The 12,385-nt window shown below is 62.5% G+C and carries 16 protein-coding genes; 7 read left to right on the top strand and 9 right to left on the bottom strand.

The window, feature by feature from the left end; all coding sequences use genetic code 11:
- Nucleotides 1-68 precede the first annotated feature (68 nt).
- The 4 genes from trxA to MESCI_RS02265 all read left to right on the top strand — a co-directional run bounded on the left by trxA (nucleotide 69) and on the right by MESCI_RS02265 (nucleotide 1,569).
- A complete protein-coding gene (trxA, locus tag MESCI_RS02280) occupies nucleotides 69-392 on the top strand; it encodes a thioredoxin (RefSeq protein WP_013528326.1) in 324 nt (107 codons plus the stop codon).
- Between the two features lie 128 nt (nucleotides 393-520).
- Nucleotides 521-802 carry a cupin domain-containing protein gene (locus tag MESCI_RS02275; protein ID WP_013528325.1) on the top strand — a complete coding sequence of 94 codons (282 nt, stop codon included), beginning with the start codon at nucleotides 521-523 and terminating at the stop codon, nucleotides 800-802.
- 108 nt (nucleotides 803-910) lie between these two features.
- Nucleotides 911-1,159, top strand: a complete 249-nt coding sequence (locus tag MESCI_RS02270) for a type II toxin-antitoxin system VapB family antitoxin (protein ID WP_013528324.1) — start codon at nucleotides 911-913, stop codon at nucleotides 1,157-1,159.
- Nucleotides 1,156-1,569: a type II toxin-antitoxin system VapC family toxin gene (locus MESCI_RS02265; RefSeq protein ID WP_013528323.1), complete on the top strand. Its 414-nt coding sequence runs from the start codon at nucleotides 1,156-1,158 to the stop codon at nucleotides 1,567-1,569. Before MESCI_RS02270 ends, MESCI_RS02265 begins: the two co-directional genes overlap by 4 nt.
- A gap of 64 nt (nucleotides 1,570-1,633) precedes the next feature.
- On the opposite strand, the gene MESCI_RS02260 is transcribed toward MESCI_RS02265, so the two are convergent.
- From MESCI_RS02260 to MESCI_RS02240, 5 genes are all read right to left on the bottom strand, one after another.
- A complete protein-coding gene (locus MESCI_RS02260; RefSeq protein WP_013528322.1) occupies nucleotides 1,634-2,959 on the bottom strand; it encodes a bifunctional folylpolyglutamate synthase/dihydrofolate synthase in 1,326 nt (441 codons plus the stop codon).
- A gap of 118 nt (nucleotides 2,960-3,077) precedes the next feature.
- A complete protein-coding gene (gene accD, locus MESCI_RS02255) occupies nucleotides 3,078-4,004 on the bottom strand; it encodes an acetyl-CoA carboxylase, carboxyltransferase subunit beta (protein ID WP_013528321.1) in 927 nt (308 codons plus the stop codon).
- Between the two features lie 100 nt (nucleotides 4,005-4,104).
- Nucleotides 4,105-4,944, bottom strand: a complete 840-nt coding sequence (gene trpA / locus MESCI_RS02250; protein WP_013528320.1) for a tryptophan synthase subunit alpha — start codon at nucleotides 4,942-4,944, stop codon at nucleotides 4,105-4,107.
- 2 nt (nucleotides 4,945-4,946) lie between these two features.
- The gene (gene trpB / locus MESCI_RS02245) at nucleotides 4,947-6,197 is read right to left on the bottom strand and encodes a tryptophan synthase subunit beta (RefSeq protein WP_013528319.1); all 1,251 of its coding nucleotides are present in this window, start codon (nucleotides 6,195-6,197) and stop codon (nucleotides 4,947-4,949) included.
- A gap of 91 nt (nucleotides 6,198-6,288) precedes the next feature.
- Nucleotides 6,289-6,948 (bottom strand): phosphoribosylanthranilate isomerase, encoded by a 660-nt coding sequence (locus MESCI_RS02240; protein ID WP_013528318.1) that lies wholly within the window; start codon nucleotides 6,946-6,948, stop codon nucleotides 6,289-6,291.
- A gap of 112 nt (nucleotides 6,949-7,060) precedes the next feature.
- Here MESCI_RS02240 and MESCI_RS02235 point away from each other — a divergent pair, with 112 nt between their 5' ends.
- A complete protein-coding gene (locus MESCI_RS02235) occupies nucleotides 7,061-7,279 on the top strand; it encodes a hypothetical protein (protein WP_013528317.1) in 219 nt (72 codons plus the stop codon).
- A 4-nt stretch (nucleotides 7,280-7,283) separates the two neighbouring features.
- Here the strand turns inward: MESCI_RS02235 and MESCI_RS02230 are convergent, their stop codons facing one another.
- The 4 genes from MESCI_RS02230 to MESCI_RS02215 form a co-directional block, all read right to left on the bottom strand.
- Nucleotides 7,284-8,042 (bottom strand): M48 family metallopeptidase, encoded by a 759-nt coding sequence (locus tag MESCI_RS02230; RefSeq protein ID WP_013528316.1) that lies wholly within the window; start codon nucleotides 8,040-8,042, stop codon nucleotides 7,284-7,286.
- Nucleotides 8,043-8,142: 100 nt separating this feature from the next.
- The gene (locus tag MESCI_RS02225) at nucleotides 8,143-8,625 is read right to left on the bottom strand and encodes a DUF2852 domain-containing protein (protein ID WP_013528315.1); all 483 of its coding nucleotides are present in this window, start codon (nucleotides 8,623-8,625) and stop codon (nucleotides 8,143-8,145) included.
- Nucleotides 8,626-8,742: 117 nt separating this feature from the next.
- Nucleotides 8,743-9,885 (bottom strand): benzoate/H(+) symporter BenE family transporter, encoded by a 1,143-nt coding sequence (locus MESCI_RS02220; RefSeq protein ID WP_013528314.1) that lies wholly within the window; start codon nucleotides 9,883-9,885, stop codon nucleotides 8,743-8,745.
- A complete protein-coding gene (locus MESCI_RS02215; RefSeq protein ID WP_013528313.1) occupies nucleotides 9,885-10,655 on the bottom strand; it encodes an alpha/beta hydrolase in 771 nt (256 codons plus the stop codon). Before MESCI_RS02215 ends, MESCI_RS02220 begins: the two co-directional genes overlap by 1 nt.
- A gap of 220 nt (nucleotides 10,656-10,875) precedes the next feature.
- Here MESCI_RS02215 and infC point away from each other — a divergent pair, with 220 nt between their 5' ends.
- Nucleotides 10,876-11,412: a translation initiation factor IF-3 gene (gene infC, locus MESCI_RS02210; protein ID WP_013528312.1), complete on the top strand. Its 537-nt coding sequence runs from the start codon at nucleotides 10,876-10,878 to the stop codon at nucleotides 11,410-11,412.
- A 163-nt stretch (nucleotides 11,413-11,575) separates the two neighbouring features.
- Nucleotides 11,576-12,223 carry a methyltransferase family protein gene (locus MESCI_RS02205; protein ID WP_013528311.1) on the top strand — a complete coding sequence of 216 codons (648 nt, stop codon included), beginning with the start codon at nucleotides 11,576-11,578 and terminating at the stop codon, nucleotides 12,221-12,223.
- Nucleotides 12,224-12,385: the final 162 nt, after the last annotated feature.

The raw sequence follows: 12,385 nt of genomic DNA, 5'->3' as shown, positions 1-12,385 counted from the left end.
CTGCTTGAAGAAGGGCGCGATCACCACCACATTTGGTGGGACAAAAACTTTCAAAAGGATTTTTCCATATGGCAACCGTGAAGGTCGACAAGAGCAACTTCCAGGCTGACGTGCTTGACGCCAACGTACCGGTCGTCGTCGATTTCTGGGCGGAATGGTGCGGTCCCTGCAAGATGATTGCGCCGGCGCTCGAAGATATCGCCACCGAACTTGGCGCCAAGGTCAAGATCGCCAAGCTCAACATCGACGAGAATCCGGAGCTTGCCGCCCAGTTCGGCGTGCGCTCGATCCCGACGCTGATGATCTTCAAGGGCGGCGAAATGGCCGACATGAAGGTCGGTGCCGCGCCGAAGACCGCGCTGTCGCACTGGATCAATGGCAACCTCGCCTGACCCATCTGAAATTCCTGGTATCAAGCCCGGCCTCGCGCCGGGCTTTTTGTTGGCGTCATCGGTGCGTGGCTCTGGCTCTCGCATCCGGGCACTCCATGTCATCTGCTCGAGGCAGACAGGAGAACTCCATGACCGGATCCGCCAAGGCCACCGTCTTCATCGACAACGAGCGTGTCATCGTCACCGAATACCGCTTCGCGCCGGGCGAGAACACCGGCTGGCATCGCCACGGCCACGACTATGTCGTCGTGCCGCTGATGGACGGCAAGGTGAAGCTGTTGACCAAGGACGGCGAATCCTTTGCCGAGATGAAGAAGGGCGCGCCCTATTTCCGCAAGGAGGGCGTAGAGCACGACGTCATCAACGCCAATGAAGGCGAATACGCGTTTATCGAGATAGAGTTGAAGTAACGCCGCCTATCAATGCGCTGGAAATCCACCGCGTGATGGCACGCCATCAACTGCCACCTTGATGGCAGCGGTGGATCGGCCTATATCCGTTCTAAAAGGGAGTTCGAAATGGCCGAACCACAACTCTCAGTCCGAAGCGCAAAAGCACGCGACTTGGCTCATAGACTTGCTCGTCGTGAAAATCGTTCGATAGCCGATGTGGTCGAACGTGCGCTCGAATCCTACGAAATTCGTGAAGCTGGCCGTGAACCTGCTTCCACCTTCTATGCCAGCTTGACTGCAAACCATGGCGCCGACATCGATCTGGAAAAGATCATTCGCGAAGGCCGCCAGGTTCATTCGGGACTTGAGCTTTGATTTTCGTCGATACCAACGTGATTTCGGAGAGTCTGAAGAAGGCGCCGGACCAAGCTGTCCTGGCGTGGCTTGTCCGCAATGACGCTGAACTGGCCCTTCCCACAGTGACGATTGCTGAAATCGCCTTCGGCATCCAAAAAATACGGCCTGATGAGCGTGCCGATCGGCTGGAGCAGGGACTTTCCCGGTGGCGCCATCGATTTGCCGGCCGGATTTTTGGATTGACTGAAGATGCTGCCTTGGCTTACGGCGAGATCATGGGGGCCGCGACACGCCAAGGTCGCGGCATGTCAGCCCCCGATGGCATGATTGCGGCGATAGCGCGCGTGAACGGTGGCCGGCTGGCAACGCGCAATCTCAGCGACTTTGGCACCACCAGCCTTGATCTGATCTCACCGTGGGATTTCTGAAGGTCGAAAGCCAAGGTTCGGCCTCAGCCGCCGCAGCCACCCAAGGCATGAATAGTCGCCTGCTTCAGGTCGGCGGGGTGCCGTTCTCGGCCAGCACCGCTCCGGTCAGATACAACGAACCGCTGATCAGGATGCGTGGCGACGGGCCGTCCCAGGTGTCGCGCAGCAGCATCAGCGCGCTGGCGACGGAACTCACCGGCTCGGCGGTCAGCCCGGCTTCCGTTGCGCGGATCGCCAGTTCGTCGTTCGGCACGCCGGCCTCGCTGAGGCTCACCGGCACCGTGTAGACATGCCGGGCGAGGCCCTTGAAGGCACGGAAATAGCCGCTCTGGTCCTTGGTGTTGATCATGCCCGAGATGAGGAACAGCGGACGCGGGTTCTTCTCTTCCTGCTCGGCCAGCGCTTCGGCAACCACCACGCCGGCACCGGGATTGTGGCCGCCGTCGAGCCAGATATCGGCGCCCTTGGGTGCCAGTTCGGCCAGCCGGCCCTGCGCCAGCTTCTGCATGCGGCCGGGCCAGGCGACATTGACCATCGCCTTTTCGGCGGCGCGATGGCTGATCTCGAAACCGGCCGCTTTGACCGCGGCGATCGCCGCCGCCGCATTGGCGAACTGGTGGCGGCCGGGCAGCCTGGGCGGCGGCAGGTCCATCAAGCCGTCTTCGTCCTGGTAGACCATGCGGCCGTTTTCCTCGAAGGCAAGGAAGTCTTGGCCGTAGACGAAGGTGGGGCATTCAAGCCGCTCGGCGGTTTCGATCAGCACCTGCAGCGCCGTTTCGCTCTCCTGCGCGCCGATGACCACCGGACAGCCGGGCTTGATGATACCGGCCTTTTCGGCCGCGATCAGTTCGACCCGGTCGCCGAGATAGGCCTCGTGGTCGAGCGACACCGGCATGATCACCGACACGGCCGGCTCCTTGATGACATTGGTCGCGTCGAAGCGGCCGCCGAGCCCGACTTCGATGATCGCAGCGTCGGCCTGGTGTTCGGAAAACAACAGGAAGGTGACGGCGGTGAGGATCTCGAAGACGGTGATCTTCTCGCCTTCATTGGCCCTGGCCGCACGGGCAATGGCATCGGCGAAAACCCTGTCCTCGACCAGCCTGCCGCCGCCATCGGCGGCCAGCCGGTAGCGCTCATGCCAGTTGACCAGATGCGGCGAGGTGTGGACATGGACGCGGTAGTCCGCAGCCTCGAGCAGGGCGCGTGAAAAGGCTGCGCACGAACCTTTGCCGTTGGTGCCGGCGATGTGGATGACCGGGGGCAGCCGGTCCTGCGGATTGTCAAGCCGCTCCAGCAGCCGCGAAATGCGGTCGAGCGAAAGGTCGAAGCCTTTCGGATGAAGCGCCATCAGGGCTTCGATTTCGCGGTCGGCGGCAAGCGTCGTCATGGTGGAATCCTAGCGCATGAGCCTGAAAACCAGAATCGGTTTCGGATGGCCATGGCAATCAAAGGCTACAGCGCGCCGAAGCCCTCGTGCAATCGCGGTCGCGGCGCTTCGTGTCGCTTCAGGCTTGCGGCCGAGCTTCCGCGGCAACCACCGCCGGCGGCAGGATTTCCGGCTCCAGCGTTTTTTGCTCTTCCGGCAGCTTGAGCAGCATCTTGAGCAGGCGCGCGATCGTTTCACGCATTTCCAGCCTGGATACGACCATGTCGACCATGCCGTGCTCCATCAGATATTCGGAGCGCTGGAAGCCATCGGGCAGTTTCTCGCGGATCGTCTGTTCGATGACGCGCGGTCCGGCAAAGCCGATCAGCGCGCCGGGCTCGGCGATGTGCACGTCGCCCAGCATGGCGTAGGAGGCGGTCACGCCGCCCGTGGTCGGGTTGGTCAAAACGACAATGTAGGGCAGGCCGGCTTCCTTCAGCCGGTCGACACCGACCGTTGTCCGCGGCAATTGCATCAGGGACAAAATACCTTCCTGCATGCGGGCGCCGCCGGAAGCGGCAAACAGGATCAGCGGCCGCTTGCGCTGCAGGGCCACTTCGAAGCCGTGCACGATGGCGTCGCCAGCGGCCATGCCGAGCGAGCCGCCCATGAAGGCGAAGTCCTGCACCGTGACCACAACCGGCAGACCCTCGACGGTGCCCAGCGCATTGATGATCGCGTCCTCAAGGCCGGTCTTGGCCTTGGCGTCCTTCAACCGGTCGACATAGCGCTTCTCGTCGCGGAATTTCAGCGGATCCTGCATCACCTTCGGGTTGTCCAGGGTCTCGTATTTGCCGCCATCGAAGAAGAATTTCAGCCGCTCCTTGGCCGAGATCTTCATGTGATGACCGGACGAGGGAATGACGAACTGGTTCGATTCCAGGTCCTTGTGGAACACCATCTCGCCGGTCTCCGGATCCTTGATCCAGAGGTTCTCGGGCATGTCGGTGCGCCGGCCGAGCATCGAATTAATCTTCGGGCGAACGTAATTGGTGATCCAGTTCATCGCTTCGGCTCCTGTCCTGACGAAGAGTTGCTAATGCATGTCGCCCAAAAGTGGGACCGGTTCTGGGATAACGGCATGCACAAGACCTGACGTAGGGAAACTATTCGGCAGCAGCAAGGCGGGCCGAGCGCACGCCTTGCGCAAGCCCGCTGACCAGCGTGGCGACGGCCTCGGCCGGATCGGCGGTCTTCTCGCCCTTCGGCCCCAGCACATTGGCCACCGCATTGACGATCGCGGTGCCGACGACGACGCCGTCGGCATTGGCGCCGATCACCCGGGCCTGCTCGGCGGTCTTGACGCCGAAGCCGACGCAGACCGGCAGGTCGGTGTGGCCCTTGATGCGCTTGACCGCCGCCGCCACCTTGCCGGTGTCGGCCAGCGCCGAGCCGGTGATGCCGGTCATCGACACGTAATAGACGAAGCCCGACGTGTTCTGCAGCACCTTGGGCAGGCGTTTGTCGTCGGTGGTCGGCGTCGCCAGCCGGATGAAGTTGATGCCGGCTTTCAATGCCGGAATGCACAGTTCCTCATCCATCTCCGGGGGCAGGTCGACGACAATCAGCCCGTCGATGCCGCTGGCGATCGCGTCCTTGAGGAAGCGGTCGACGCCATAGATGTAGATCGGATTGTAGTAGCCCATCAGCACGATCGGCGTTTCATTGTCGCCGGCGCGGAAGTCGGCCGCCATCTTCAGCGTCTTGGCCAGCGTCTGGCCGCCTTTCAGCGCCCGCAAGCCCGCCGCCTGGATCGCCGGGCCGTCGGCCATCGGATCGGAAAACGGCATGCCGAGCTCGATAATATCGGAACCTGCGCCCGGCAACGCCTTCATGATCGACAAAGAGGTGTCGTAGTCGGGGTCGCCGCCCATGAAATAGGTGACGAGCGCCGGGCGGCCTTCGTTCCTGAGCTTCGCCATGCGGCGGTCGATGCGGGTGGCCATGATCAGATCTCCATGCCCAGCATCGAAGCCACCGTGTGCACGTCTTTGTCGCCACGGCCGGACAGGTTGACGATGACGATCTGATCCTTGTCCATGGCAGGCACGATCTTCACCGCATGCGCGATGGCATGCGCCGATTCCAGCGCCGGGATGATGCCTTCGACGCGCGTCGTCAGCTTGAAAGCCTCCAGCGCCTCGTCATCGAGGATCGGCACGTATTCGACCCGGCCTGAATCGCGCAGCCAGGAATGCTCCGGCCCGACGCCGGGATAGTCGAGGCCGGCCGAGATCGAATGGCCGTCCATGATCTGGCCGTCGGAATTCTGCAGGAGATAGGTGCGGTTGCCATGCAGCACGCCCGGCGCGCCGGCATTCATCGAGGCGCAATGCTCGATGCCGTCGAGACCGCGACCGCCGGCTTCGATGCCGATGATGCGGACCTCCTTGTCGTCGAGGAAGGGATGGAACAGGCCGATGGCGTTCGAACCACCGCCGACAGCGGCGATGATGGTGTCGGGCAGCCGGCCTTCCTGCTCGAGGATCTGTGCCCGCGCCTCGATGCCGATCACCGACTGGAAGTCGCGCACCAGCTCCGGATAGGGATGCGGGCCGGCGGCGGTGCCGATCAGGTAATAGGTGTCCTCGACATTGGTGACCCAGTCGCGCAACGCCTCGTTCATGGCGTCCTTCAGCGTGCCGTGGCCGGCGGTCACCGGGCGCACTTCGGCGCCGAGCAGCTTCATGCGGAAGACGTTCGGGCTTTGCCGGGCAACGTCTGTGGCGCCCATGTAGACGACGCAGGGAAAGCCGAAGCGGGCCGCAACCGTGGCCGAGGCCACGCCGTGCTGGCCGGCGCCGGTCTCGGCGATGATGCGCTTCTTGCCCATGCGCTTGGCCAGCAGGATCTGGCCGAGGCAGTTGTTGATCTTGTGCGAACCGGTGTGGTTCAAATCCTCCCGCTTGAAGTAGACCTTCGCGCCGCCCGCGAGGCCCCTGGCCGAGGAAACCTCACGAAGATGCTTCGTGAGGCCTTCGGCGAAATAAAGCTTCGACGGCCGTCCGGCATAGTGGGTCGACAGGTCAGTCAGCTCAGCCCTGAAATCCGCATCGTTCTTGACCTCGTTCCAGTGCCGCTCCAGATCGAGGATCAGCGGCATCAGCGTTTCGGCAACGAAACGACCGCCGAAAATGCCGAACATGCCCTGTTCGTCGGGCCCGGTGCGGAAGGAATTGGGTGTCGCCGGCTTGTTCATCGCCGATCTCCTGGCATCTTGACTATGAGGCATGTCCTTGTCGGAAAACCGGTTCCCACTTTTCCGGGACATGCTCTGGTTTGAGGCACCACTAGGCTGCGCGGGTGTTCCGCGCGGCCCTGACGGCCCGGAAAAACTGTTCGATCAGCGCCGGATCCTTGACGCCCGGCGCGCTTTCCACGCCTGAAGAAATGTCGATCCCAGGCGGGTTGGCAAGCCGAAGGGCATCGCCGATATTGGCGGCGTTGAGCCCACCGGAAAGCATGTAATCGACGCCGCCGTCAAGGCCGGCGAGAATGCGCCAGTCGAAGGCAACACCATTGCCGCCCGGCAGTTCGGAGCCTTTCGGCGGCTTGGCGTCGAACAGGAACCGGTCGGCTATGCCGATGAATGGCTTCATTCGTTCGAGATCGGCGGCCTCGCTGAGCGGCAGCGCCTTCATCACCGGCAGGCCATAGCGGGCTTTGAGCTCGGCGACGCGCTCGGGCGTTTCCGCGCCGTGCAGCTGCAGCATGTCGGGCTGCATTTTGGCAACGATTTCATCCAGGAAGGCGTCGCCGGCATCGACGGTGACGGCAACCGCCATCGCCTTGCCGCGCGCGGCCTCGTGCAGACGGCCAGCCTCGCCAGGTTCGACATAGCGCGGGCTTTTGGCGAAGAAGATAAACCCGACATGGCTGGCGCCGCCGGCCAGCGCCGCGGCCATTGCCGCGTCGGTCCTCAAGCCGCAGATTTTGATGTCGAGTGCCATGGCGCGGGAATTGGCATGAAAAGCGATAAGAGTCGAGAAAAAGCATGCTGTTTGCCGGCACGGCCAAAGGCGCTACCTATGGATGGACAGGACGCAAGGCGGGAGCACGATCATGGCCGACAGAACCGTAGCCGAACTCAGGCAGAAGATTGCGCAGGCGCGCGAGGTCATCGCGCACCTGATCGACAAGGCCGCCTTCAATGGCGCCGAGGCGCACCGCGCGCTCGACTATTTCGGCGGCGATGAGTTCGACGGCAATTTCCTGCCGTGGCCGCATCATGGCGATGAGGGGTTGCGGCCCGAAGACTTGAACGCCGCCAACGACGATTAGCGATCTACTCGAACATGATCGCCTGCAGCGCACCGCCATTGCGCTTCAGCCAGTCCTTGCAGCGATCGGTGTCGGGGCAGAGCTTTTCGCACAGTTTCCAGAATTTCGGGCCGTGGTTCATCTCCTTGAGATGCGCCACTTCATGCGCGACGAGATAGTTGATGACCGGCGACGGCGCCATCATGATGCGCCAGGAAAAGGACAGATTGCCTTCGGAGGTGCATGACCCCCAGCGGCTTGACGTGTCCTTGAAGCGGATCGCCTTGGCGCGCTTGCCAAGCGCCTCGGTGTGCTTGGCCACCAGCTTCTCGATTTCCTTCTTGGCCTCGCGCTTGAGGAAATCGGCGAGGCGGCGCGGCAGATGTATGCGGTCGCCATGCACGATCAAGAGCGGACCACGTTCGTCGCGCGACACGGTGACGGTGCCGCGCTTTGACGGTTCATGGACGATGCGGTGCGGCACGCCGCGCACCGGGATCCTGATGCCGGGCCGCACTTGCGGCCGCGTCGGCACCTTGGCCAGTCGCTGCTCCAGCCAGTCCTGGTGCCGCTCGAGGAACCTGTCCACTTCGCCGCGGCGCAGGCCTGGCGGCACGGTGATGCGCAGACCCTGGCCGCCTGAATCGATACGCAGCGTCATTCGGCGCGCCCTGGCGCTCTCGACGATCTTGAGCGGCAGCGTGCGACCGGCGACGCAATATTCGCGCTCCACGACAGGCGTGGGCTTGGGCTTTGTCAGATTGCGAAAGAAGCCGAGAGTCATGGCGGGACGATACGCGATTCGAGAAAAACGACTAGAACAAAAAAGAAACGGCGCCGCTCGCGCGACGCCGTTTTTTCACGATGTGACCAGTCGCCGGATCTCAGTCGTCAAGCAGGTTCGAACCCTTGCCACGCTTGGTGGTCGTCGTTCCAGTGCCCGGATCGGTCTTCGTCGGAGCCGTCGACTTGTTGCGGTTGGCCATGAACCGGTCGAACTCGTCCTGGTCCTTGGCGCGGCGCAATTCGCGGGCGTATTCGTCGAACTGGGTCAGCATCTCGTCGAGCTTGCGGCGCTCTTCGTTCAGCCGCTCAAGTTCCTTTTCGCGCCAGTCGTCGAAAGCGACGTTGCCGGTGCGGGCGGAACCATTGCCCCAGCGCGCGGCCTTGTCGGAACCGCGGCGGCAACCGGCGAAGATGCCGTCGGTCGCGCGGTTGACGTCACGCTTGAAGCCATCGAGGCGGTCGCCCCAGATGATGTAGGCGAGCATGGCGAAGCCGAGTGGCCAGAACACCATGAAACCCACAACCATCAACGCGATGGTTGCCGGCGTCCAGGCCGGACGGATCAATGCGGATGTGTTCATTTTCTCCCATTCCTTCGGTTGGAGACAGCCAAACCCGGCTGCGTGGAATCGAAATGGGAAGAGAAAAACGGCGATTCAAGACAATGTCCGCCAAATCCGGACAAGCATCTGAAATGTTTATCGCTTTTTGATCATATCGAGGAAAAGCACGACCAGCCCGGCAATCAGGCCCCAGAATGCGGCGCCAACGCCGAACAGCGTCAGACCCGACGCGGTGACGACAAAGGTGACGGTGGCGGCCATGCGATCCGCCTCTTCCTTCAGCGCGATAGAAAGCGCGTTGGCGAGCGACGCCATCAGCGCCAGGCCCGCCACCAGTACGATCAGGCTCTGTGGCAGCACCGCGAAGATCGCCACCAGCGAAGCGCCGAAAATCGCAAAGATGAGATAGGCGAGCGCATAGAACGGCCCGGTCTTCCAGCGCTCGGCGGGGTCGGGGTGGACGTCCGGCCCGGTGCAGATCGCCGCCGAGATCGCCGCCAGATTGGTGGTCGAGCCGCCGAACGGCGCCGACAGCAGCGAAAACAGGCCGGTGACGCCGATCAGCGGGCCGGGCTCCGGATGGTAGCCGGCGGCGCGCAGCACGGCGAGGCCGGACAGGTTCTGCGAAGCCATGGTGACGAGATAGAGCGGCAGTGCCAGCCCGATCACCGCCTTGGCGGTGAAATCAGGCGCAATCAGCGTCAGCGTCGACAGTTCCGGTGTCGGCAGGCCGCCGACACGGCCGGTGAGGAAAGCGGCAAGGCCACCGCCGATCAGCACCGCCAGCACCGACAGCGCCGGGTTGAACAGGCGGATGACGAAGAAGGCTGCAATCAGCGGCAGGATCAGCCACGGGTCGATGGGAATGGTCTTCACCGCATTGAGCGCGAAGGTGACGACGATACCGGCCAGCATGCCCGAGGCGACGGAAGGCGGTATTCTCGAGATCAGCTTCGTCAGGGGCCGAAACAGCCCGGTGGCGATCAGAAGGACGCCGGTGACGATGAAGGCGGCGACGGCCTCACCCATCGAAAAGCCGCTCGATGCCGCGATCAGCGCCAGGCCCGGCGTCGACCAGGCGGTGATGACTGGCATTTTCGTTCGCCATGACAGCCACAGGCTCTCGATCGCCATGGCCAGGCAGATCGTCGTCACCCAGCTTGCCGTCTCGATCTGCGTCGCGCCGACTGCGTTGGCGGCGGCGATGACGATGGCCAGCGTGCCGCCGAAGCCGACGATCGCCGCGACGAAGGCGGATATCGGAATGGAAAGGCGCATCAGTTTCCCCTCTGCGCCATCGCATCGACGGCCCGCACCAGCATGTCGAGATCCTGCGGTCGCGACAGGCGATGGTCGCCGTCAGGGATCAGCGACAGGGTCACGTCGTCGGCGGGCAGCAGGCTGACCAGCTTCAGTGCATGGCTTGCCGGCACATCCGCATCGGCCAGGCCCTGCAGGATATGCACCGGGCAATGGGTGTCGATCGGGCCTGTCATTGTCAGGTTGTCGCGCCCGTCCTCGATCAGGGCGCGGGTGTAGATGTAGGGTTCCGTGGAATAGTTCGACGGCTCTTCGAAGAAACCTTTTTTGGCGAGATCGCGCTTCTGCGCCTTGGTCAGCACCGGTTCGATCAGTTCAGCGGTAAAATCCGGTGCCGGCGCCAGCAGCACCAGGCCGGCGACGTTGCTGTCATCAGCCTTGCGCAATTCCTGCACCATGCGCAGCGCGATCCAGGCGCCCATCGAGGAGCCGACCAGGATCTGTTTGCCCTTGGTGAAATGCCGGAACACGGCAAGGCTTTGTGCAAGCCATGTCGAAATCGTGCCGTCGGCAAAGGCGCCGCCGGATTCGCCATGGCCGGAATAATCGTGGCGCAGAAAGGCGCGGCCTTCTTTTGCCGCCCAGTCCGACAGCGTCTGCGCCTTCGCGCCCAGCATGTCCGACTTGTAGCCGCCGAGCCAGACGATGCCGGGCGTAGAGCCAGCAGTATGGCGCACCGCGATGCGCGATCCATCGACATCCATAAAGACGGGGGGCGTTGCGGTCATGGCTTTTTCCTCAGGCCCTCTTCTGGCGCGGGATTCTTGTGGCACGGTCGGTGGCGTGGCGAAAAGTGCTCACTATGTTCTTTGTTTGGTGCAGGACAGCGATCAGGGTGATTTTCTGTCAATGCTGTGCTATTGACTCCGCCCGCGCGCTCACCACATTGGCGCGTCCATGCATCAACACTGACAAATCCTGAACGAAACGGCCAAGGAGACCACGACCATTCGCAGACCTTTCAAAGCAGCGGCGCCGACCAAGGATGGCCCGCGCTCCAACCGTGACATCCGGGTTCCCCGGGTCCAGCTTATCGACGCCGAAGGCCAGAACCGCGGCGATGTTTCCATCAACGACGCATTGCTGCTGGCCGAAGAGGCCGGGCTCGATCTCGTCGAGATATCGCCCAACGCGGTGCCCCCCGTCGTCAAGATCCTTGATCTCGGCAAGTTGAAATACGCCAACCAGAAGAAGGCGGCCGAGGCGCGCAAGAACCAGAAGGTCATCGAGATCAAGGAGATCAAGATGCGCCCGAACATCGACAGCCATGACTACGAGACCAAGATGAAGGCGGTTCGCCGCTTCTTCGAGGAAGGCGACAAGGTCAAGCTGACGCTGCGCTTCCGTGGCCGCGAGATGGCGCATATGGAACTCGGCATGCAGCTTCTGAACAAGGTCCGCGAGGAAGTGGCGACGATTGCCAAGGTCGAAGCGGAACCGAAGCTCGAAGGCCGCCAGATGATGATGGTGCTGTCGCCGCGCTAAGATCTGCATCGGCGCGTATCTAGGATCACGATGACGTCAGGCTTGGCCATCGCGCTTAAATCCGCCTGAATCACATCGCAAGGCGTCCCGGCGATCGGCGGGACGCCTTCTTCTTGTTCAGACGCTGCGATCGCCGGCAAAATTCCTGACGATCGGATTCACTATGGTCGATGAAGTCAAGGTTTCGGACGTGGACTTCAAACACGGGCTGGGCAATTACCAGCATATGCGCCGGATAGTGCTTGCCGTTCTCGTGGTCGTGCTGTTTGCAGCATTGCTATTTGGCCAATCGACGTTTCCGCCCGACACAGCCGTGCACGAGACGATCGAAATGTTCGGCGTGCTGCTGATTTTCCTCGGCATCGTGGGCCGCCTTTGGGCGACACTCTACATAGGCGGGCGCAAATCGTCCGAGGTGGTGACTGGCGGGCCTTACTCGATCACCCGCAACCCGCTCTATGTGTTCTCGACCGTAGCCGCAGCCGGTGTCGGCGCGCAGATCGGTTCGTTCTCCGGTATCATCCTCTTCGGGCTTTTGTGCGCGGGGGCGTTCCATATCGTCATCCTGCGCGAGGAGAAGTTCCTCAAGGAAGCGCTCGGCGCGCCGTATCAGGCCTATCTGGCGCGGGTGCCGCGCTTCTTCCCAAAACTGTCGCTCTACCAGGAGGGCGATACCGGAAACTTCAAGCCGCGCCTGCTGTTGACCACGCTGCTCGACGGCCTGGTGTTTCTGATCGCGCTGCCGGCCTTCGAATTGATCGACGGCGCCCAGCTGTCAGGCATGTTGCCGGTCTGGTTCACGCTGCCCTGACGAGGACACAGCGCCGCATCTCCACAGGTGTTGCGCGCGGGCCGTCTTTGACGTATAGCACCGCCGTTCAAGAAAACCGCCCGGCAGGGCATGCCGTGGCGGTTTCATTTGCTTTTCGGGCTTTGGTCGGCCTGAAGCGAACAAGAAGCGCGATAGTGCGCC

It is taken from the genome of Mesorhizobium ciceri biovar biserrulae WSM1271 (assembly GCF_000185905.1).
GTDB lineage: Bacteria > Pseudomonadota > Alphaproteobacteria > Rhizobiales > Rhizobiaceae > Mesorhizobium > Mesorhizobium ciceri.
This window is presented reverse-complemented; position numbering and strand designations above follow the sequence as displayed.